This is a genomic window from Bacillus sp. M6-12, from assembly GCF_002860285.1.
GTDB lineage: Bacteria > Bacillota > Bacilli > Bacillales > DSM-1321 > Peribacillus.
Genome location: NZ_PGVF01000020.1, coordinates 1 through 20,368, shown reverse-complemented (window position 1 = coordinate 20,368; position 20,368 = coordinate 1). Strand labels below are relative to the sequence as shown.

Below are 20,368 nucleotides of genomic sequence, written 5' to 3'. Positions count from 1 at the left end.
TTGATAATTTAGGAGTATATACATTGCTTGTTTATTCAATTTTTATGTTTTAGTACCCAATATAATACCAAGCCTCAACATTTATTCTGGTGACTGTACAATAAAAAAACTTAAAATGCCGCTACTGTCAAAAGATGAAAATGATATCCCTATATATGACACAATCCCTTTGGGAATGATTATTGCAAATGATTGTTTTATAACAATTTGCTTGAAAGATAATCCCATTTTTCACATTTTTGCGCAGAACAAAATCAAACAATTTTTTACCTTTAAACGAACAAGGTTTGCCTTTCAAATTTTGTATTTAATAGCCACTTCTTTCCTAAAATATCTTAAACACGATCTTAAACCTAAGAGGTGTCACTGAATCCGCATCTATCTTAGCTTATCCAGTGTATCTGTTTGTTCTAGCGTTATTTATATTAATTGGAGTCGGTATATATAACATTTTGACGGGTCAGGTCCCTCCTGAACTCCATACACCAGTAGGAACACCAATTTCAGGCATTAATTTATTTATTTTACTGAGAGCTTTTGCATCTGGAAGTTCAGCGTTAACAGGAGTGGAAGCAATCTCAAATGCCATTCTTAATTTTAAAGATCCCGCACCCAATAATGCTGCTAAAACATTAATGGCTATGGGAGCGCTGCTTGCCGTACTCTTTTCTGGTATTGTAATTTTAGCTTACTATTACGGTATTACTCCTACGGAAGAAGTGACAGTCGTTTCGCAAATTGCAGAAGAAACATTTGGGCGCAACTTCATGTATTACTTTGTTCAAGGGACAACTGCCCTTATATTAATTCTTGCTGCCAATACTGGTTACACCGCATTTCCTTTATTGGCGGTTAATCTGGCGAAGGATAAGTTTATACCTAGAATGTTTACCGTCCGGGGGGACAGATTAGGGTACTCAAACGGAATACTTATTCTTGCCCTTTTTTCCATGATACTGATTGTTGCGTTCAAAGGGCAGACAGAACATCTCATCCCCCTTTATGCAGTGGGGGTATTCATTCCTTTTACACTCTCACAGACTGGTATGATGCTGAAGTGGATTAGAGAAAAGCCAGAAGGATGGGTTTCTAAATTAATAATCAATACAGCGGGTGCCATTATTAGTTTTATTGTGACCATCATGTTCTTTTTAACAAAATTTGCACAAGTGTGGTCAATTCTAGTATTCCTACCAATCATCATCATCATCTTTCATCGGATCAGAAAGCATTATGAAGCAGTAGGAGACCTTTTGAGACTATCCACTTGTGACCCATCTATTCCGATTCAAGGCAATGTGGATTATTGTTCCTGTGGCTGGGATAACGCATGTTGTAGAAAACTCACTGCAATACGCTAAGTCTCTATCAGCTGATCAGATCATTGCTGTTTATGTTGCTTTTGAAAGAGAAGATGAAAGGAAATTCGAAGAAAAGTGGAAGAAATGGCAGCCAGATGTAAGGCTAGTGACTCTTCACTCTCATTATAGAAGCATTATTCAGCCGCTTACTAAATTTGTTGATACGGTAGAACATAAAGCCAGTGAATTAAATTATCGAGCTACTGTTGTTATTCCACAATTCATACCTAAGAAAGGATGGCATAACATTCTTCATAGCCAATCAAGTTTGTTGATTCGAACATTTTTGCTTTATCGGAGAAACGTGGTTGTTACAACAGTTCCTTATCATTTAAAGAAATAACATTAAAATAAATCAAATGCCCCACTGGACCGGTGAGGCATTTTGGCATTAAATTAATCTTAAAAACTTATTTTATTTTTGCTACAATTTTCCCCTTCACATGTCGCTCTGAGAGACAGGATAACGCTTCTGGAACTTCCTCAAGGCTTATCACTTCTTTTAACATAGAAGACACTTTCCCTTCAGCCACTAACTTAAGCATTTCATCGCCCATTATTCCCAGATCTTGCCCGGCCTTATGACTACCGGATTGGTGTGCTGCACCGAGGGCGATTTCATGATACGAAACCGATTTTGTAAAAGGCTTTATTTTTGTAAAATCAGGTGCACCTGAAATAAAAACGATGTGACCCAAAAAGGCAAGAGTATCTAATGAATCCGTTGCACTTTGTCTGCTTACTGCATCTACCACTGCATCCACACCACGACCGTTCGTAATCTCTAACACTCTTGCGGTCACGTCTTCCTCATTGTAATCAATGACATAATCTGCACCAAGTGATTTTACATATTTATGATTATGACTGGAAGCTGTCGAAATCACTTTTTTGCCTGCATTTTTGGCTAATTGAACAGCAAATCCTCCTACTCCGCCAGCACCGCCATGTATTAAAATAGTTTCAATTTGATCCATTGGCAGTTTACGGAATAACGACTGGTATGCTGTGTACCCAGCTGTCGGCAAAGCCGCCGCACTTTCAAACGTTACTTCGTCTGGAATTCGAGAAACAGTATGTGCAGTGGTAACAGTATATTCCGCATAGCCACCTTTCTTTGTAAGGTCTCCATGATAAACTACTCGATCTCCTTTTTTCCACTGTATGACCCCTTCACCAAGCTCTGCCACTATACCTGCTACGTCTAAACCAAGAATGTGAGGATATGACCAATTCGGATTACCACCAGTAGCTGTTTTATAATCAACAGGATTTAACCCAACCGCATATATCTCTACTAAAATTTCACCTGGACCGGGTTTTGGTGTTTCCACTTCTTCAATCTTCATTGCTTTCCAATGACCTTTTTCACGCAATAGCAATGCTTTCATTTCTCTCATCCTTTTCATGTAATCTTAATAAGTTTTTGGAACAAAGTTTATAATATATACTGTGTCTGATGGAAACAAGAAATATGATTTAGTTGACCTTAATGTAATTCCGTGTTAATTTGTATATGCAAATGAATAAAAGGATTTGATTAAATGAATGAAGAAGAACAGGTATTAATTCATTGTCTTTACTTTACAGCCAGCCGGTTTGCTCGTAACATTACAAAATTAGCCGAAAAGACATTTGATTTTGGTGACCTTGCTCCATCGTATTTTTACATGATTATGATTGTGAAATTTCATCCAGAAATCACACAGAAGGAACTATGCCACAAGTTATCTATTGCTCCTTCCACAAGTACAAGGTTTATTGATAAACTTGAAAAATTAAAACTTGTTACCAGAAAAATGGATGGAAAACAAACCCTTATCTCTTTAACAGAAGAAGGAGAAAATGTATACCGGCAGTTTCGGGTTTCTTTAAAAGAGTTGTTTACCAGCTATTCCGAAGTCTTAGGACGCGAGTTCAGTAAAGATTTAAGTAAAATGCTTCACGAAGCAAGCAATAAGCTAGAAAGGGAACTGTAATTTTTTTACCCTTTCATTTGCATATACAAATAAGTTGCGAGGCAGTTGTTATGTCAGGAAAGATATTGCTAATTGTCGGTGCTGGACCTGGGATTAGCTTAAATACAGCAAGGAAATTCGGAAAAGAAGGCTTTAATGTTGCCTTGATTTCCCGCAATATGGAGTCATTACAGAAATATGAAAATGAACTTAAAAATGATGGGATTGCAGCAAAAGGTTTTCCAGGGGATGTCTCATCAGTAGAATCTTTAAAAACAGCCCTTAATGCGGTAATTAAAACTTATGGAAAAATTGATGTACTCTTATACAATGCTGCTCCAGGAAGACCAGGCAAACCAACAACATTAAGCGCGCGTCAATTAGTGGAAGATTTTAAAATCAGTGTAGCTGGAGCTCTTACAAGTGTAAATGAAGTGATTGCCCATATAGAAAATGGAACAATTTTATTAACGGGCGGAGGATTAGCTCTTCACCCCTATGCTGACTATGCTTCATTATCGATTGGAAAAGCAGGTATTCGCAATTTAGCATACAGCTTGCACCAAGAATTGAGCCCTAAAGGAATTTATGTTGGAACATTAACGATTAAAGGGTTTGTACAAGAAGGAACCTATTTCTCAGCTAAAAATATTGCGAATGCATTTTATACGCATGTACGAAAATCAAACGGAAACAGAAATTATATTTGAAGAAAATATAAAATTTTTTTGAATTACATTTGTATATACAAATGTAAAAAACTGTTGAAACAATAAGTAAAATAAAAACATTAAAAGAAAAAACAAAAGGAGACTTACTATTGAAAACTCTTGTAATTATCAGCCACCCTAATTTGGAACAATCTCGAATTAACCGCACTTGGATGCAGGAATTAAAAAAACACGAAGAAATTACGATTCATACGCTTTATCAAGCTTATCCAGACGGGAAAATAAACGTAGCACACGAACAAAGCCTATTAGAATCACATGACCGTATTATTCTTCAATTTCCATTCTACTGGTACAGCACGCCTTCTTTGTTAAAACAATGGCAGGATGAAGTGCTCTCCTACGGCTGGGCATATGGCGAAGGTGGCGACAAGCTTCAGGGTAAAGAACTAGGTCTTGCGATTTCAACCTTTGGACCAGAAGATTCTTATCAGCCTACTGGCTACAATCATTTTACCATGGAGACCTTCACAACTCCTTTACAGCAAACAAGCAACCTCATAGGTACCCGTTTTATACCGTTATTTGTGCTGAATGGTGTTATGCATGTCACAGATAAACAACTTGAAGAAAATGCAAAAGCATATGTTAATTACGTTCTTCAGCCATCAAAGGTAGATGCATAGTTTAAACAAACACCACGGAAAGAACGCTTAATCCCCAACTATCAAACGTTAATCTAAAGTTGAAATGAAAAAAGGTATTTTTTCCACTGAAATACCTTTTGATGATTTTAATTCGTGTACAAACAATTGAAAGGTGATCAAGATGAAAACATTAGTTATTGTAGCCCATCCAAACTTGGAACAATCGCAGGTAAATAGAACGTGGATGAACCGTCTTCAACAAGAAGAAAATATTACGGTCCACAACCTATATGCACATTACCCAACATTTGAGATTGATGTGGAAAAAGAACAGCAGCTTCTATTGGAGCATGATCGTATCGTTTTGCAATTCCCATTCTACTGGTACAGTTCACCCGCTTTATTAAAACAATGGCAGGATTTGGTTCTCACTTACGGTTGGGCATATGGGTCGGAAGGAACGAAATTGCGAGGCAAGGAGTTTGTGTTAGCTATTTCAACTGGCGGACCAGAAGCAGCTTATCAAGCTGGCGGATACAATCACTTCAGCATGAGCGAATTAACCAAACCATTCCAAGCAACCGCTAACTTGACCGGAATGAGGTTCTTGCCTACTTTTACGAAGCAGGGAGTACGCCTCTTAACGAACGAACAAGTAAGCGAGAGTGCTGAAGAATTGCTTCATCATTTGAAAAATAACTATTAGAAAAGGGGTCTTGCCATGAGATATAAATTGTTAGGAGGAAGCGGCTTACGAGTATCTGAATTAGCTTTGGGCACGATGACTTTCGGGGAAGACTGGGGATTTGGTGCTTCTAAGGAAGAAAGCAAAAAAATCTTCAATGCTTTCGTTGAAGCTGGTGGGAATTTTATTGATACGGCTGTCAATTATACAAATGGAACAAGTGAAAAATATGTTGGGGAATTTATTCGTGAAAAGCGTGAACAGTTTGTTGTTGCGACTAAATATACACTGAACACTCGTCCACACGATCCAAACGGCGGCGGCAACCATCGAAAAAATCTCGTTCAATCCGTCGAAAAGAGTTTAAAACAGCTTCAAAGCGATTATATAGATTTACTTTGGCTTCATGCTTGGGATTTCATGACACCGGTCGAAGAAGTGATGCGCGCACTTGACGATTTAGTCCGTTCCGGAAAAATTCTTTATGTAGGAGTCTCGGATACACCTGCTTGGATTGTTTCACAAGCTAATACGCTGTCCACACTCCGTGGTTGGACTCCGTTTATTGGCTTGCAAGTGGAGTACAATTTGCTGCAGCGGACTCCAGAAAGAGATTTATTACCAATGGCACGCGCTTTAAATATCGGGATTACTGCATGGGCACCAATGGCCGGCGGTGCACTAACGGGAAAATACAGTAATCCTTCATCTGAAAAAGGGAGATTATCTCCTCAAAGTGCGCGCTTAAATGAACGCAACCGGGCTATTGCTACAGTTGTGGAAGATATCGCAAAAGAACTGGTTGTTTCCCCTGCCCAAGTTGCAATAAATTGGGTCCGGCAACAAGCCGGTACCGTCATTCCGCTAATTGGAGCAAAACGGGAAGAACAAATGAAAGACAACCTTGGAAGTCTGGCTTTCCGTCTTTCAGAAACAAGTCTTACCCAATTAAATGAAGCTAGCAAAATTGATCTGGGATTCCCACATGATTTTCTTGCATCTGAATCTGTTTTAAATGCCATCCATGGAAAAACGTTTGAAAAGATTGAAAAAAAATAATAGGGAGAAATCGATGAAGGGGAAAATTTGTTTAATTACTGGTGGCAACTCAGGGATTGGTAAAGCAACAGCCATAGAATTAGCTAAAAAAGGAGCAACAATATTTCTATTATGCAGAAATGAGGAACGAGGCAAAAAAACGATTCAAGATATTATTGAAGAAACAGGTAATACCCAAGTAGATCTCATTCTTGCTGATTTATCATCTCAGCGTTCAGTCAAACAGGCAGCTGATCAATTTAAGAAAAAGTATAACAAGTTAGATGTTTTAATCAATAATGCAGCAGTCTTTTTAGCAAAACGTTCTGAAACTGAAGATGGAATTGAAACCACATTTGCCACAAATTATTTATCTCAATTTATCCTTTCCCACCTCTTACTGGAGTCGCTGGAAGCAAGTGGTGAAGGAAGAATAATTAATGTAGCCTCCCAAGCACAACGGAGTTAAAATGAACTTTGATGACCTTATGACCAAACAAAATTATGCCTTTTTTTGAGCAGTAGGTCCTACTAAATTAGGTTTAATTTTATTTACTAAGGAATTTTCAAAGAGGCATGAAGGAAAGTGTGTTACCGTTAACAGCTTGCATCCAGGAATTATCCACACTAATCTTATGCATGACATGCCTTGGATCCTACGGACAATATTCAAAACGGTCTCAACTAATCCGAAAAAAGGTGCGGTTACACCAGTCTATCTTGCTTCCTCCCCTGATGTTCTTGCCGTTAGCGGTAAATCTTTGTTAACTGCAAAGAAACAGAAACTACCGAAGCTGCAAATAACCAGGACTCTGCCCAGAAATTATGGGATATCAGTATGATCTTAATCAAGCCTGGAATCCTCTTTTAGGGATACCAAGTTGTTGGGGCTTGACCTAAACTTAGGTTGAGGTTGTATCTTTTTAACTGTAACTAATCAAAATAAGCATTGGAGGAAATAAAATATGACAAAATTTGCTTTTGTAACAGGGGCTAACAAAGGTATTGGCTATGAGATTGTCCGTCAATTGGCAGAAAAAAATTATCACGTATTTTTAGGGGCCCGTAATGAAGAACTCGGACAAAAAGCTGTACAATCTTTAGGTTTTTCGAATGTTTCATTTGTTCAAATTGATATCTCAGACGCACAATCCATTCAAAACTCAAAAAATAAAATCCTTGAAGTTACGGATCACCTGGATTTGTTAATAAATAACGCTGGGATTGCACTCGATTTCGGTATATTGCCTAGTGAATTAAAAGTAGAAACGCTGCGCCAAGAATTTGATGTTAACTTCTTTGGAACATTTCAGATGATCCAAACCTTTATGCCATTAGTAAAAAATTCTCAGGGTGGAAAAATTGTAAACGTCACTACCGATATGGCTTCCCAAACGATGTTTGACAATGGAGAAGCTGGACATCTTAATATACTAGGATATAATTCATCAAAAACCGCTGTGAATTCTTTAACATTAGCCTTTGGTAAAGAATTTGGTCAGAACGGTCCTGAAATTTTTGGGATTACACCTGGTTTTACCACCACTGACCTTAATGGCAATGCTCCAGGAGGCAAAACACCTGCGGAAGGTGCACAAATCATTGTTGAATACGCCCTAAGCGAAACAAATTATAATGGGAAAATCCTTAATAAGAATGGGGTTATTCCTTGGTAAACACCATAAGGGAAATCCTATGAATTATACGATTGGACAAGTTGCAAAAATCAATCAATTATCCATTTCTCAATTACGCTATTATTATAATCAAGGATTGTTCCCCTTTCTCAAAAGAACAGAAAAAGGAAACCGAGTTTTTGATCATGATGCGCTTAAATTTCTGGATATTATATTATGTTTAAAAAATACCGGAATGCTAATCAAGGACATTAAACAGTTTGTAGATTGGTCAATGGGTGGGAATGATACTATCCCTCAACGACTAGAAATGATGAAACAACAAGAAATCAATGTTCTACAACAAATTCGTGATACCGAAGAAAATGTAATAAAAATTCAACAGAAAATAGCAAGACTGGAACGTGAGAGGAAAAAATGTTAGTCAAAAAGACCAACGTATACACGGTTGGTCTTTTGCAATATTTTGTAGAATTTGAGATATACCATTCTGGCAACTGTATCTTTAATTCTTTTTCTATTTTTGCTATGTCACTTTCGCTTTCCGTTTTCCAACAAAGTTAGGGTATTTTAACTTTATTCTATCTACTAACTGTTTAGCTTCAAGAGGAACCTCAATTTTGTACCTCACATAAGTACATTTAAATAGTTGCACCAGTCGTAAAAGAAGGTATTAATCTTCTATTATTCCACCGCCAAAGCCTGTGCTTTAGTTAAATGAACCGTACCAGTTGGATGTTGCGGAGGAGCATATATAGTATAAAGTTTTAACGGGGTACTACCTGTATTGGTTACATTATGCCAGGTGCCAGCAGGTATCATAATGGCAAAATCATCATAGACTTTTTGAACAAAGTTCAAATTATCTTTTCTCTGACCCATTTGCACAACCCCTTGACCTTGTTCAATCCGTAAGAATTGGTCAACGTTAGGGTGAATTTCTAAACCGATGTCTTCACCAACGTTAAGACTCATCAATGTAACTTGCATATGATTTCCTGTCCATAAAGCAGTTCGATAAGTGTTGTTTTGCTTCGCAGCCTCATTAATATTGACAACAAATGGTTTTCGCCCATAATCTTGTACCTGATTTCTTGCATCATCATAAATATACCAGTAATCAGGCTGTCTTATATAATTATTATACATTGGGACATTAGCACAAAAAACATTAGGGTGATATGGGTATGGATACATCCAAGGGGTATAGGACATCTTATTCAATCCCTGGGTTTATACATGTTTATCGTATGCACTATTTTATAGGAATGTACTTATGTGAAGGGCGAACTTAGCCCAAAACAGTTAGTCAATTTAATAAAACTATTGAACAAAAGATAAACACAATCTTCAACTCCCTCAGTTTAATACGATTTTCTCACGAATAATCGCTTATTCGCAGGATTTCATACTCCTTGAATTTAATTATCATGATTGATAGGAGTAGTACCGGACGATTATGTACTTTGTTTCAGGTTTCTTCTTGTTCCAGCCGATGCACTATCATTAATAATTCTTAGATGGCCATTTCTCTTCAACTATCCTACCCCGTTTATTAAATAATAAAGGATGCATTATTCACAAGAAACACTCTAATTAAACGCTAAAAAAGTCCCGTCAACAATTAAGTTTTTATCCTCTTATCTTATGTTTTTATTTTTAAAGGAAGGGAATGAATAAAGTAATATACAAAAGAAAGAGGAGGCTTGGTTATGGCTGCAAATGATAAAGCAAAACTCCAAGTAAACGTGGAACTTGGCAACGTAGACGAACAAGATTTAAAGGACCGGATTACTAGTGGTGAGCCGGAAGCAATAGAGGCTAATCTTAAACTTCAGGATAAGTTACATGGTGACAATGCAATAGACGTCAACTACCCTGCCCCTATAGTACAATAAGAAAAACCGAAATCCCTTCTTTATTAAGAGAAGGAATTTCGGTTCATCCTTTTTAAATATCTGATGTGAATTTTCTAAAACCCACTTTATTTTTTACAAACAACACTCAGTTTTCCAGCCTGAATCTTACTCCACAGTAACCGACTTTGCAAGGTTACGTGGCTTATCCACGTCACAGTCGCGGTGAAGGGCTGCGTAGTAAGAGATGAGTTGCAATGGTATTACAGAGACAAGAGGTGCTAATACTTCATGCACGGCAGGCAGCACGAAACGATCTTCTTCTGTTTCGAGGCCTTTCATGGAAATGATACATGGGTTAGCGCCGCGTGCAACTACTTCTTTTACGTTGCCGCGGATGCTTAAGTTAACGGCTTCTTGAGTTGCAAGGGCAATGATTGGAGTTCCATCCTCAATTAGAGCGATTGTTCCATGTTTCAGCTCTCCGCCTGCAAATCCTTCAGCTTGAATATAGGAAATTTCCTTTAGCTTCAATGCGCCTTCAAGGCCAACATAGAAGTCCAGGGAACGGCCGATAAAGAATGCGTTGCGTGTTGTAGACAAGTACTCACGCGCAATTGCTTCCATTTCTTCTTTGGCATCAATTAGCCCATCCATAGTGTTAGCCACGATTCCCAATTCACGGCTCAAATCAATTTCTGTGTTTAAGCCTAGGTTTCTGGCTGTTACATTGGCCAAGATAGAAAGTACAGCCAGCTGTGCCGTATAAGCTTTTGTAGAAGCAACGGCTATTTCAGGACCAGCGTGCAGCAATAACGTATAATCCGCCTCACGGGAGAGTGTTGAGCCCGGTACGTTCGTGATAGTTAAGGCTTTAAAGCCAAGCTCCTTCACTTCCACTAACACAGCCCGGCTGTCTGCAGTTTCACCGCTTTGAGAGATGAAAATGAATAAAGGATTTTCTGATAGCAACGGCATATTATAGACGAACTCAGATGCTACATGGACTTCCACTGGGATTTTAGCCATTTTTTCAATGAACTGTTTTCCAACAAGCCCAGCATGGTAGCTTGTTCCAGCGGCAATAATATAAATTCGGTCTGCCGCACCCATTGCACTTAAAATGTTTTGGTCGATAGTTAGATCGCCTGCTTCATTTTGGTATGCTTGGACAATCTTACGCATAACAGCAGGCTGCTCATCGATTTCCTTTAGCATATAGTGAGGGTACGTTCCTTTTTCAATATCACTCATGTCCAGTTCAGCTGTATAAGGCTCACGGCTTACTACTTGGCCATCCAGCGTTTGGATCGTTACATGGTCCTTTGTTACAATTACCATTTCCTTATCCATAAGCTCCAGGTATTGATCCGTCACCTGGATCATTGCCATTGCGTCAGATGCTACAACATTAAAGCCTTCTCCAACTCCCACTAGAAGAGGGCTTTTATTTTTAGCTACAAATATCGTTTGGTCATTCTGGTCATCTAAAAGCGCTAGAGCATAGGAACCTTTTAAAAGTGTCAGCGTTTTGCGGAACGCTTCTTCGACTTCCAGTCCATCATTCACGAACTTTTCAATAAGCTGAACAATGACTTCTGTGTCAGTTTCACTGATAAAAGCTGCATCTGCTAAATATTCACGCTTTAAAATCGCATAGTTTTCAATAACCCCGTTATGAACCAAAGTAAGGCGTCCCGAAACACTTTGATGCGGGTGAGCATTTACCCGGCTTGGAACACCATGGGTAGCCCAACGTGTATGTCCAATTCCTGTTTTGGCAACAACGCTCTCATCCACAACTCCACGAAGGTCGGCAATCCGGCCCTTTTCTTTAAAAACTGTTACGCCACTTTCATTCTTAACCGCGATACCTGCAGAATCATAGCCTCTATATTCAAGCTTTTCTAAGCCTTTTAATAAAATTTCCTTTGAATCCAAGTTTCCGATATATCCAACGATACCACACATAAAACTGTTCCTCCCATATGAGTGAAAGGGGACAAGTTTGCGCGGGGGCATACTTGCCCCCTTATCTCTGAAATTGTATTAGTTGTATGCACTTCATTCCGTTTGTGCAGCGAGTTGCCTCCGCTGTTTTAAGGAAGGAATTAGCGGCTGTGCAGATCAGCCGGGAGGTATCCGCCGAAAAATCGATAACCCTCCTCCTCGTCAACTAAACCCTTTCGTCCATAGTTTAGTCCAGGCGCTTTATAAACATGTAAATAACGTCTATCCACCTTTCTGCTTTTTGAATAGTTTTACGAAAACACGCTTTATCTTAACTTAAGTCGAACGGTTCGTCAATCATTTGTTACTGCGCTCTTTTATTTACCACTCAGCAAAGAAATCAAACTCATAATAATATATGCACAGGGGAATATGATGTTCACCCTGTGCATTCCTATTTCATGGCATATTTAAACCTATAACATGTTTAAACGGCTATCCCTGTAGTTTACCGGAAGCTTTAAGCTTATTCTAGTCCCATTTCTTCCTCAACCACTTTTACAATACGGTGTACATAAGCTTCACACTGCTGCTGTGTGGGGGCTTCAGCCATAACGCGCACCAATGGTTCTGTTCCGGAAGGGCGGACAAGGATCCGGCCGTTGCCATTCATTTCTGCTTCTACCTGCGCGATTACTTCATGAACTTTTTCGTTCTTTGTCACACCATGTTTATCAGTTACCCTGACATTCACAAGCGTTTGCGGGAATTTTTTCATGTCTGCAGCAAGTTCTGATAAAGGCTTCTGGGTTATTTTCATGATATTCACCAGCTGTAGCCCTGTAAGAAGGCCATCACCCGTCGTATTGTAGTCAAGGAAGATGATATGGCCTGACTGTTCGCCGCCAAGGTTATAGCCGCCTTTCTTCATCTCTTCTACTACATAGCGATCACCAACTGCAGTCTGGGCACTATTTACACCAGATGCTTCCATTCCTTTATAAAAGCCAAGGTTGCTCATCACTGTTGATACAACGGTTGAATGCTTTAAACGTCCCTGTTCTTTCATGAACTTGGCACAAATAAACATAATTTGGTCACCATCAACAATATCCCCATTTTCATCAACTGCTATGAGACGATCCCCATCCCCATCAAAGGCTAGTCCGATATCCGCTCCTTTTTCCTTTACGAATGCAGCTAATGTCCCTGGATGGGTTGAACCTACGCCATCATTAATGTTTAATCCGTTTGGGCTTGACCCCATCGTTGAAACATCGGCATCAAGATCGGCAAATAAGTGTGTTGCAAGGGAAGAAGTCGCCCCATGTGCACAGTCCAGCGCAATATGAATATCAGTGAAATCTTCATCCACCGATTGCTTTAAGTACTGCAGATATTTTTGGCCGCCTTCAAAATAATCATTTACATTACCTAAATCAGCGCCAACTGGCCTGGGAAGCGTATCCGTTTCCTGATCCATAAGCTGCTCTATTTCATTTTCCTGCTCATCGGACAATTTAAAGCCATCCGGTCCAAAAAATTTAATGCCGTTATCCGCTACAGGATTGTGCGAAGCCGAAATCATAACACCAGCCTCGGCACTAAGAGCTTTTGTTAAATAGGCTACTCCCGGAGTTGAAATAACCCCAAGACGCATAACTTCAGCTCCAATAGACAGCAATCCTGCCACAAGGGCACCTTCAAGCATATGTCCCGAAATGCGGGTATCCCGGCCTATCAATACTTTAGGACGTTTTGTATCTTTTGTTAGGACATATCCTCCAAAGCGGCCTAGTTTAAAAGCAAGCTCCGGTGTTAATTCACTATTGGCAACCCCTCTTACTCCATCTGTTCCAAAATATTTACCCATGTGTATATCGCTCCTTATCAGAATCATAAACTGATTGAATTCGTATATATTACGTCTCTTTTTCTGCTTTCGTTATTTTAACTGTTGCCTGAGAAGAAGCAAGTTCCCATTTAGCCGCAGTTGGTGCTTTGACTTTTATGTCCACCGTATGCTGGCCTTCCTGCAAATTGCTTACGTCTATAGATAACTGGATGTCAGAATCACTGATTTTCTTAATTTCTTCCTCAGAGCCTTTCAGTGTAACATTTGTTTGGCCCTGTGCAGGCGTTATAAACTCTAAAAGGTAATCCGGGGGCAATCCTGCAGGCAGTACATTTACCTTAAAGATGGTTCTTGTCTTAACAGCCTGGGGGGTTTTCTCCTCCTCCGCTGGGGTTTCTTCTTCTTCAACTAATTCAGCGGCTTCCTTATCTTTTTGAGCAGAGTCAGCGGTTACCGTCACTGCTACTGTTCTCCTGGATGCCTTTTGGACACCTTCAGGAAGATTGACATCCATATCGAATGTGATGGACTTATTGATTTTGCTGATATCAACAGGAACCCTGAGTTCGCCAATGTCTGCCAGTTTGGATTCTTCTCCGTACAGGGTAATTTCATTGGGTTCTACAGAAATGTCAGATATTTTCACTCCGTCCATTTGGCTGCCTGTTTGTACAGGTTTTATTGGTACCGTCTTGGCAGGAATTCTTATAGTTAATGAGGCATTTACTGTTTCAGGTTCAATTAAGACATTTTCGAGCTTGTTCAAATCTCGGTCAAGCGCACGGACCCGGGCCTCCCGATGTATAGTTCCATTTACCCCGCGGCCCAGTTCTATTGTCGCTTTTACATAAGAGATCCGGTCAATAACATCCTTAGCCCCTGTTATTTTAACTTTTTCAGGGCTGATATTAGGCTTATCGGCAAAGTAGCCATCCTGAAGTAAGGAACGGTCATACTCAGCCTCTACCCGGAATTCTTTTGTTATTTTTTCCTGAACGGAAACCTGTGCATAGCCAGGATTAATGCTCACTTTTAATTTTTCGTTTACGTCCTTGATTTTAATGGGAACTCTTTTTTCTCCCATAGAAAGTTCTGGATTAGTTAAGTCAATGTATACTTTAAAATCCCTTTGGTTTTTGGCAGAAAGCAGCAGAACTTTAGGACCTTCCAGTGTAACATTTACTGTCTTGGGTGCTCCTGAAACAACAAGATTTTCACGGTCATACCACACTTCAACTGGTACAGATTCTATCTTTTCCGTGCCATTTTTTGCACGGGGAGAAAAGAGGGGAGATTCACTGGATCCCGCCTGCTGAAAACTAACTGAAACTGCTAACAGAACTGCCAGAACTAAGGATACTATTTTTATAAACCATGAACTATTCATGAGTCTATCCATTTTTCTTCGCCCTCCAGTTCCATCTGGCTGATGAAGTTGCCTTATTTTCAAGAGCAAGCTCACTCTCTAGTAATTCTCTGAAGTTCTCTGCGCTTAATTCCCGATGCAGCTCTCCATTTTTGGTTAATGAAATACTTCCTGTTTCTTCTGACACAACAATTGTTATACAGTCTGTAACCTCACTCACTCCAAGAGCCGCCCTATGTCTTGTGCCCAGTTCCTTTGAGATAAATGGGCTTTCGGAAAGGGGCAGATAGCATGCAGCCGCAGCTACCTGGTTATTTTGTATAATGACTGCTCCATCGTGCAGCGGTGTATTTGGTATAAAAATATTGATCAGTAATTCAGAGGAAATTTGCGATTCCAATGGTATACCAGTTTCAATGTAATCGTTTAGCCCTGTTTCCCTTTCAACAGAAATCAGTGCCCCGATTCTCCGTTTTGCCATATAGCTGGTAGCTTTCATAATTGCTTCAACAAGCCGATCTTGATTATCATCTTCCTGGATAGCGGAACGCGTAAATAGCTTTCCTCTTCCAAGCTGCTCAAGAGCACGGCGAAGCTCCGGCTGAAAAATAATAATGATAGCAAGAAATCCCCAAGTCAGCGCTTGATCCATTAACCAGAGAAGGGTATTAAGCCCAAAGGCTGCACTCAAACTTCGAACCACAACGATAACGAAGATCCCCTTAAGCAGCTGGACAGCCTTTGTTCCTTTAATAACCATTAACAGTTTATATATCACAAACCAGACAAGGAGAATATCAATGGAATTCACCAGGAATTCCAAGAAAGTAAAATCGGATAAAGACATGATACTTCCTCCAGTCGGTAATAAAGAAAAGCAACAGCGCCCAAAAAGATGAACAGCATACTTTGGTTCATCCTAAAGCAAAAATCCTATATTACGCGAGACTTTCTCTTTGCGTATCTTAGATTTGCACTGGAGCTTGACATTAAAAATAATAGTTAGATTGCCAATTGTTTCATTAGTACGAGAGTAAAGCTGCTAACCCAGTGAAATAACTAAATGCTGCAGCTGCAATCAAATCGTTTTTCTTAACCATAACCCTCTTATTATAACATAAAATAGTTGAACTCCAATTTTGAAGTTGGTTCATTTTGAATGGCTGTTTTTACCTTCCGAAGTTAACAAACTTTTGCCTAAAAGGAACTTGCCCGCTTCCAGAGGTGTAACTGAACTCTTCCCCTTCTCCAAACTAAAAAAGCCAGCTGCCCGTTACCCCGTTTAAGACCGCAACTTTTCAATGGTTGCTTAGTCTGCAGAAGTATTGGAAAGCCAGCCAACATGTTTATTCTTTTTCTTCATTATCCTTCATGTTCAGTACTTCCTTGCCTGTTCCTTTGATGTTATACCACAGCCACTCAAACAATTGATCGACTTCCTTTATTTCTCCGGTAACATTGCCTGCGGATGCCATATATTGCTTTCCGTGAATAACAGTTACATTTCCTTTTACTTCTCCCTCAACCTTAATATCGCCGTTCCTGACAACGATATCACCTTCCACGGTCTTCCCCTTTGGTACAATCACGGTATCATTCTCCACAACAAGGTTTGTCTGTTTCGAAAAGGAAAATTCCTGGTCCTGATTCCATGTAGATAACACAGTTCCTGACATTAACACAAAAAATAAGGCAGCTGCAGTGAAAAATGGATGATTACGAAACCACCGCTGAGTTTTCACCTTCTTATTTTCCTCTGGGAGATTGGCCATAACCTTTGCGGTAAAATCAGCCGGAGCTGTTATATGGGAAGTACTCTGAACCAAAGCGATTGCCTTTTTTAATTCATGAAAATAAGTTCTGCAATCTTCACATTCATGCAAATGTTTTTTTAAGTATCCTTTATGTTCTTCACTGATTTCTTCATCTAAATAATCATGCATATATTCAATGGCCTCTTCAGGACATTTCATTTTTTCACCTTCTTATCATAAATGGCGCAATTGCTTACGGAGCGCTTCACGTCCACGATGAATCCTTGTCTTTACAGTGCCAATCGGCAAATCTAAAATATCACTGATCTCCTTTAAAGACAATTCTTCTATATACTTTAATACAATAACCGAACGGTATTTTTCAGGCAGCTTAATAATTTGCCCCTGAATGGTTTCCTGCAGTTCAAGAGTTTCCAGCTCATCTTCTGGCAAAAGAGTATCTGATGCAAGCTGGGAATACATATTCAGCCCGTCAGTTCCGGCTACCTCAGCATCCAGGTACACGGATGGCTTTTTTTTACGCATCCGGTCTATACATAGGTTCGTTGCAATCCGGTAAAGCCAGGTGGAGAATTTTAAATTGATATTAAAACTTCGTATATTAACATAAGCCCTTACAAAGGCCTCCTGAGCAATATCTTCTGCTTCATGGCGATTACCCAGCATCCTGTAGCATATTTGAAACACCTTGTCTTTATACAGTTCAACTACTTCGCCAAACGCATTTTGGTCACCCTTTAGAACCTGTTTAATCCTTAGTTTGACAAGCGCATCCATTCCGTTTTACCCCCGCTCTATGCGGCTATACGATAATTACGAATCGCAAGCTGAAAGGTTTCAAAAAATTATTTACTTTATTTTAACAAAGTTTTACATTTGATGTTTAATATTTTTACAGGAGGGTATATAGTATAAGGAATATATGGAAAGTGGGGATGCACTATGGCCTCAAGGCTTGGAGAGTTACTAAAGAATATTGAAGAATGCCGTGAAGAAATGATTGTTTTAGCAACTCACTCCTCCATGGTTGACGACCGCGTTGTTGAAGCGAGTTCAAAACTTGACTATTTGCTAAATGAGTATTTTTCCCTTACCTCTAAAGACAGCCATTATTAAAATAGATGCTATAAAAAAGGAAACCCCTTGTTTTTTGAACAAGGGGTTTTATCATGGCAATTTATACTTTTATAATAATTTTTCTCCAAACAATGATCCCATCAATGCAACAGCCACCGTAGCCGTTTTGTTTCGTTCATCCAGTATTGGGTTTACTTCCACAAACTCCGCTGATGTTACCATTTCTGATTCTGCAAGCATTTCCATTGCTAAATGACTTTCCCGATAGCTTATGCCTCCGATAACAGGGGTTCCAACACCAGGAGCATCGTTTGGATCGAGTCCATCTAAATCAAGCGATAAATGAACTCCGTCTGTCCGCCCTTTTAGGTACTCTATTGCTTCCTCCATAACCCTAGTCATTCCAAGTCTATCTATTTCATGCATTGTGAAAACTCTTATACCCTTCTCCTTAATGAGTTCCCTCTCACCTTCATCCAGAGAACGGGCTCCGATTATGACGACGTTTTCCGGCTTAACTTTAGGTGTATAATCCAGGATATCGGTTAAATCTGGATGGCCCAGGCCAAGGCTCACAGCAAGCGGCATCCCATGGATATTGCCAGACGGTGACGTAGCTTCTGTATTTAAATCCCCATGGGCGTCATACCAGATCACACCCAGACTTTTATAATGCTTGGAAATGCCCGCAAGCGTCCCAATTGCAATACTATGATCCCCGCCCAAAACAAGAGGAAAGGACCCGCTCGCCACAATTTCATCCACCTTTTGAGCAAGCATAGTATTTGCCTTCGAGACTAATTCAAGATTTTTTAAATTGGAATTGGGATTTTCAATTAATCTGGGCCTGCCGACAACTATATCTCCTAAATCATCTATTTCAATATGTAAATTCTCAAGCCGTTCGACCACTCCTGCATATCGGATGGCGCTAGGTCCCATATCGACTCCCCTGCGCGTTTGCCCTAAATCCATTGGCAGCCCGATAATTGAAAGTTTCTTGATTCTCATCTCTCCATCTCCCTTTTCTACAAATCCAGCCTTTACTAAACCACCTGCAGCGTCTTTACTCTTATTTTATATCAGAAAATTCAAATGGTTCAACCAAGCAATGTTCTGCATAAGTATACGTAAACGGACAGTTGTTAATTGTTCACTCAAGGGGAATGAAAGCTGGAAGGTAATAATGAGGGCAGCTTTTTTAAAGCGTAAAAAAAGCCTTAAACCTTATGGTTTAAGACAGAAGTTATGGTGTTATGTAGTTAGATGGTGGAGCCTAGCGGGATCGAACCGCTGACCTCCTGCGTGCAAGGCAGGCGCTCTCCCAGCTGAGCTAAGGCCCCAAATATGTTTAATAGGTGTTCGCTGGAGCGGAAGACGGGATTCGAACCCGCGACCCCAACCTTGGCAAGGTTGTATTCTACCACTGAACTACTTCCGCAAAAAAATGAGCCATGAAGGACTCGAACCTTCGACCCTCTGATTAAAAGTCAGATGCTCTACCGACTGAGCTAATGGCTCATATGGCTGGGCTAGCTGGATTCGAACCAACGCATGACGGAGTCAAAGTCCGTTGCCTTACCGCTTGGCTATAGCCCAATATTACATCTCTACAAAAAAATAGGGGGTAGCTATATAATTCCCATAAAAATAGAATTTATAACTGTCCACTAATAATTTTTTATAGAAAGGATGGTGGAGGGGGGCAGATTCGAACTGCCGAACCCGAAGGAGCGGATTTACAGTCCGCCGCGTTTAGCCACTTCGCTACCCCTCCATAAAATGGTGCCGGCAAGAGGACTTGAACCCCCAACCTACTGATTACAAGTCAGTTGCTCTACCAATTGAGCTACACCGGCAAAAAAAATAACATAAATGGTGGAGGATGACGGGATCGAACCGCCGACCCCCTGCTTGTAAGGCAGGTGCTCTCCCAGCTGAGCTAATCCTCCGATATAATGGTGACCCCTACGGGATTCGAACCCGTGTTACCGCCGTGAAAGGGCGGTGTCTTAACCGCTTGACCAAGGGGCCATATAAACTTAATTAGGAAGCTCCCAAGCGGGCTCGAACCGCTGACCTCTTCCTTACCATGGAAGTGCTCTACCTGCTGAGCTATGGAAGCATGGCTCCGCAGGTAGGACTCGAACCTACGACCGTTCGGTTAACAGCCGAATGCTCTACCACTGAGCTACTGCGGAATAATATGATGTTTCCTAAAACCCACCTTTGCAACAGCAAGAATATTGCTGCCTGGCGACGTCCTACTCTCACAGGGGGAATCCCCCAACTACCATCGGCGCTGAAGAGCTTAACTTCCGTGTTCGGGATGGGAACGGGTGTGGCCTCTTCGCCATCGTCACCAGACAATATTCTAAACTATTGAAAAGACATTATTTATTATACTATCTTTTAATAGAGTTTTTCAAGAAGAAATTTTGTTCCTTCAAAACTAGATAACAGATAAGGTGAATTTGCGTTTTTCAAAACAG

The 20,368-nt window shown here is 40.1% G+C and carries 19 protein-coding genes, 10 tRNA genes, 1 rRNA gene and 2 pseudogenes; 12 read left to right on the top strand and 20 right to left on the bottom strand.

Features of this window, described 5'->3' with window-relative positions:
* Positions 1 to 133: 133 nt before the first annotated feature.
* Positions 134 to 340: pseudogene (locus CVD28_RS29365) on the top strand (magnesium transporter CorA family protein); the annotation flags it as partial.
* A pseudogene (locus CVD28_RS20095) lies at positions 333 to 1,704 on the top strand (APC family permease); the annotation flags it as partial. The pseudogenes CVD28_RS29365 and CVD28_RS20095, both read left to right, overlap by 8 nt.
* Before the next feature lie 67 nt (positions 1,705 to 1,771).
* Here CVD28_RS20095 and CVD28_RS20090 read toward each other — a convergent pair.
* Positions 1,772 to 2,752: a zinc-binding dehydrogenase gene (locus tag CVD28_RS20090; RefSeq protein WP_101595813.1), complete on the bottom strand. Its 981-nt coding sequence runs from the start codon at positions 2,750 to 2,752 to the stop codon at positions 1,772 to 1,774.
* Between the two features lie 153 nt (positions 2,753 to 2,905).
* Here CVD28_RS20090 and CVD28_RS20085 point away from each other — a divergent pair, with 153 nt between their 5' ends.
* From CVD28_RS20085 to CVD28_RS20050, 8 genes are all read left to right on the top strand, one after another.
* The gene (locus CVD28_RS20085) at positions 2,906 to 3,340 is read left to right on the top strand and encodes a MarR family winged helix-turn-helix transcriptional regulator (RefSeq protein ID WP_101595811.1); all 435 of its coding nucleotides are present in this window, start codon (positions 2,906 to 2,908) and stop codon (positions 3,338 to 3,340) included.
* Between the two features lie 50 nt (positions 3,341 to 3,390).
* Complete coding sequence (locus tag CVD28_RS20080) at positions 3,391 to 4,029, top strand: SDR family NAD(P)-dependent oxidoreductase (RefSeq protein WP_101595810.1); 639 nt, start codon at positions 3,391 to 3,393, stop codon at positions 4,027 to 4,029.
* A gap of 110 nt (positions 4,030 to 4,139) precedes the next feature.
* Positions 4,140 to 4,676: an NAD(P)H-dependent oxidoreductase gene (locus CVD28_RS20075; protein WP_101595807.1), complete on the top strand. Its 537-nt coding sequence runs from the start codon at positions 4,140 to 4,142 to the stop codon at positions 4,674 to 4,676.
* Positions 4,677 to 4,818: 142 nt separating this feature from the next.
* Positions 4,819 to 5,343, top strand: coding sequence for an NAD(P)H-dependent oxidoreductase (locus CVD28_RS20070; RefSeq protein ID WP_101595805.1), 525 nt, complete (start codon positions 4,819 to 4,821; stop codon positions 5,341 to 5,343).
* Positions 5,344 to 5,358: 15 nt separating this feature from the next.
* Entirely contained in the window at positions 5,359 to 6,381 is a 1,023-nt protein-coding gene (locus tag CVD28_RS20065) for an aldo/keto reductase (protein ID WP_101595803.1), read from the top strand.
* A gap of 13 nt (positions 6,382 to 6,394) precedes the next feature.
* The gene (locus CVD28_RS20060) at positions 6,395 to 6,829 is read left to right on the top strand and encodes an SDR family NAD(P)-dependent oxidoreductase (RefSeq protein ID WP_180954242.1); all 435 of its coding nucleotides are present in this window, start codon (positions 6,395 to 6,397) and stop codon (positions 6,827 to 6,829) included.
* A gap of 496 nt (positions 6,830 to 7,325) precedes the next feature.
* A complete protein-coding gene (locus CVD28_RS20055) occupies positions 7,326 to 8,036 on the top strand; it encodes an SDR family NAD(P)-dependent oxidoreductase (RefSeq protein WP_101595795.1) in 711 nt (236 codons plus the stop codon).
* A 19-nt stretch (positions 8,037 to 8,055) separates the two neighbouring features.
* The gene (locus CVD28_RS20050) at positions 8,056 to 8,421 is read left to right on the top strand and encodes a MerR family transcriptional regulator (RefSeq protein WP_101595793.1); all 366 of its coding nucleotides are present in this window, start codon (positions 8,056 to 8,058) and stop codon (positions 8,419 to 8,421) included.
* Positions 8,422 to 8,681: 260 nt separating this feature from the next.
* On the opposite strand, the gene CVD28_RS20045 is transcribed toward CVD28_RS20050, so the two are convergent.
* Positions 8,682 to 9,212, bottom strand: a complete 531-nt coding sequence (locus CVD28_RS20045) for a cupin domain-containing protein (protein WP_101595790.1) — start codon at positions 9,210 to 9,212, stop codon at positions 8,682 to 8,684.
* A 497-nt stretch (positions 9,213 to 9,709) separates the two neighbouring features.
* Here CVD28_RS20045 and CVD28_RS20040 point away from each other — a divergent pair, with 497 nt between their 5' ends.
* Positions 9,710 to 9,895: a hypothetical protein gene (locus tag CVD28_RS20040; protein WP_101595787.1), complete on the top strand. Its 186-nt coding sequence runs from the start codon at positions 9,710 to 9,712 to the stop codon at positions 9,893 to 9,895.
* Between the two features lie 126 nt (positions 9,896 to 10,021).
* Here CVD28_RS20040 and glmS read toward each other — a convergent pair whose 3' ends face one another.
* The 6 genes from glmS to sigW all read right to left on the bottom strand — a co-directional run bounded on the left by glmS (position 10,022) and on the right by sigW (position 17,576).
* Complete coding sequence (glmS, locus tag CVD28_RS20035) at positions 10,022 to 11,824, bottom strand: glutamine--fructose-6-phosphate transaminase (isomerizing) (RefSeq protein WP_101595784.1); 1,803 nt, start codon at positions 11,822 to 11,824, stop codon at positions 10,022 to 10,024.
* A 505-nt stretch (positions 11,825 to 12,329) separates the two neighbouring features.
* Positions 12,330 to 13,676 carry a phosphoglucosamine mutase gene (glmM, locus tag CVD28_RS20030; RefSeq protein ID WP_101595781.1) on the bottom strand — a complete coding sequence of 449 codons (1,347 nt, stop codon included), beginning with the start codon at positions 13,674 to 13,676 and terminating at the stop codon, positions 12,330 to 12,332.
* A gap of 49 nt (positions 13,677 to 13,725) precedes the next feature.
* Positions 13,726 to 15,057 (bottom strand): CdaR family protein, encoded by a 1,332-nt coding sequence (locus tag CVD28_RS20025; protein WP_101595774.1) that lies wholly within the window; start codon positions 15,055 to 15,057, stop codon positions 13,726 to 13,728.
* Complete coding sequence (gene cdaA / locus CVD28_RS20020) at positions 15,050 to 15,871, bottom strand: diadenylate cyclase CdaA (protein WP_101595771.1); 822 nt, start codon at positions 15,869 to 15,871, stop codon at positions 15,050 to 15,052. The genes CVD28_RS20025 and cdaA overlap by 8 nt, the downstream gene beginning before the upstream one ends.
* A gap of 499 nt (positions 15,872 to 16,370) precedes the next feature.
* Positions 16,371 to 16,997 carry an anti-sigma factor family protein gene (locus CVD28_RS20015; protein WP_101595769.1) on the bottom strand — a complete coding sequence of 209 codons (627 nt, stop codon included), beginning with the start codon at positions 16,995 to 16,997 and terminating at the stop codon, positions 16,371 to 16,373.
* 15 nt (positions 16,998 to 17,012) lie between these two features.
* On the bottom strand, positions 17,013 to 17,576 hold the full coding sequence (gene sigW / locus CVD28_RS20010; protein ID WP_101595767.1) for an RNA polymerase sigma factor SigW: 564 nt from the start codon (positions 17,574 to 17,576) through the stop codon (positions 17,013 to 17,015).
* Between the two features lie 165 nt (positions 17,577 to 17,741).
* Here sigW and CVD28_RS20005 point away from each other — a divergent pair, with 165 nt between their 5' ends.
* Positions 17,742 to 17,915, top strand: coding sequence for an aspartyl-phosphate phosphatase Spo0E family protein (locus CVD28_RS20005; protein WP_101595763.1), 174 nt, complete (start codon positions 17,742 to 17,744; stop codon positions 17,913 to 17,915).
* 69 nt (positions 17,916 to 17,984) lie between these two features.
* Here the strand turns inward: CVD28_RS20005 and rocF are convergent, their stop codons facing one another.
* From rocF to rrf, 12 genes are all read right to left on the bottom strand, one after another.
* On the bottom strand, positions 17,985 to 18,881 hold the full coding sequence (gene rocF, locus CVD28_RS20000; protein WP_180954255.1) for an arginase: 897 nt from the start codon (positions 18,879 to 18,881) through the stop codon (positions 17,985 to 17,987).
* Between the two features lie 262 nt (positions 18,882 to 19,143).
* Positions 19,144 to 19,219 (bottom strand) — tRNA-Ala (locus tag CVD28_RS19995).
* 23 nt (positions 19,220 to 19,242) lie between these two features.
* Positions 19,243 to 19,317, bottom strand: a tRNA-Gly gene (locus CVD28_RS19990).
* A gap of 7 nt (positions 19,318 to 19,324) precedes the next feature.
* Positions 19,325 to 19,397 (bottom strand) — tRNA-Lys (locus CVD28_RS19985).
* Between the two features lie 3 nt (positions 19,398 to 19,400).
* Positions 19,401 to 19,475, bottom strand: a tRNA-Gln gene (locus CVD28_RS19980).
* Between the two features lie 94 nt (positions 19,476 to 19,569).
* Positions 19,570 to 19,653, bottom strand: a tRNA-Tyr gene (locus CVD28_RS19975).
* A gap of 6 nt (positions 19,654 to 19,659) precedes the next feature.
* Positions 19,660 to 19,735 (bottom strand) — tRNA-Thr (locus CVD28_RS19970).
* Between the two features lie 17 nt (positions 19,736 to 19,752).
* Positions 19,753 to 19,828: transfer RNA gene (locus CVD28_RS19965), tRNA-Val, on the bottom strand.
* 7 nt (positions 19,829 to 19,835) lie between these two features.
* Positions 19,836 to 19,910 (bottom strand) — tRNA-Glu (locus tag CVD28_RS19960).
* An 18-nt stretch (positions 19,911 to 19,928) separates the two neighbouring features.
* Positions 19,929 to 20,001 (bottom strand) — tRNA-Thr (locus tag CVD28_RS19955).
* Between the two features lies 1 nt (position 20,002).
* Positions 20,003 to 20,077: transfer RNA gene (locus CVD28_RS19950), tRNA-Asn, on the bottom strand.
* 50 nt (positions 20,078 to 20,127) lie between these two features.
* Positions 20,128 to 20,243: ribosomal RNA gene (rrf, locus tag CVD28_RS19945) — 5S ribosomal RNA — on the bottom strand.
* Positions 20,244 to 20,368: the final 125 nt, after the last annotated feature.

Coding starts and splice junctions, on each gene's coding strand:
- CVD28_RS20090 (WP_101595813.1), bottom strand. CDS start 2,752: ATGAAAGCATTGCTATTGCGTGAAAAAGGTCATTGGAAAGCAATGAAG.
- CVD28_RS20085 (WP_101595811.1), top strand. CDS start 2,906: ATGAATGAAGAAGAACAGGTATTAATTCATTGTCTTTACTTTACAGCC.
- CVD28_RS20080 (WP_101595810.1), top strand. CDS start 3,391: ATGTCAGGAAAGATATTGCTAATTGTCGGTGCTGGACCTGGGATTAGC.
- CVD28_RS20070 (WP_101595805.1), top strand. CDS start 4,819: ATGAAAACATTAGTTATTGTAGCCCATCCAAACTTGGAACAATCGCAG.
- CVD28_RS20065 (WP_101595803.1), top strand. CDS start 5,359: ATGAGATATAAATTGTTAGGAGGAAGCGGCTTACGAGTATCTGAATTA.
- CVD28_RS20060 (WP_180954242.1), top strand. CDS start 6,395: ATGAAGGGGAAAATTTGTTTAATTACTGGTGGCAACTCAGGGATTGGT.
- CVD28_RS20055 (WP_101595795.1), top strand. CDS start 7,326: ATGACAAAATTTGCTTTTGTAACAGGGGCTAACAAAGGTATTGGCTAT.
- CVD28_RS20050 (WP_101595793.1), top strand. CDS start 8,056: ATGAATTATACGATTGGACAAGTTGCAAAAATCAATCAATTATCCATT.
- CVD28_RS20045 (WP_101595790.1), bottom strand. CDS start 9,212: ATGTCCTATACCCCTTGGATGTATCCATACCCATATCACCCTAATGTT.
- CVD28_RS20040 (WP_101595787.1), top strand. CDS start 9,710: ATGGCTGCAAATGATAAAGCAAAACTCCAAGTAAACGTGGAACTTGGC.
- glmS (WP_101595784.1), bottom strand. CDS start 11,824: ATGTGTGGTATCGTTGGATATATCGGAAACTTGGATTCAAAGGAAATT.
- glmM (WP_101595781.1), bottom strand. CDS start 13,676: ATGGGTAAATATTTTGGAACAGATGGAGTAAGAGGGGTTGCCAATAGT.
- CVD28_RS20025 (WP_101595774.1), bottom strand. CDS start 15,057: ATGGATAGACTCATGAATAGTTCATGGTTTATAAAAATAGTATCCTTA.
- cdaA (WP_101595771.1), bottom strand. CDS start 15,871: ATGTCTTTATCCGATTTTACTTTCTTGGAATTCCTGGTGAATTCCATT.
- CVD28_RS20015 (WP_101595769.1), bottom strand. CDS start 16,997: ATGAAATGTCCTGAAGAGGCCATTGAATATATGCATGATTATTTAGAT.
- sigW (WP_101595767.1), bottom strand. CDS start 17,576: ATGGATGCGCTTGTCAAACTAAGGATTAAACAGGTTCTAAAGGGTGAC.
- CVD28_RS20005 (WP_101595763.1), top strand. CDS start 17,742: ATGGCCTCAAGGCTTGGAGAGTTACTAAAGAATATTGAAGAATGCCGT.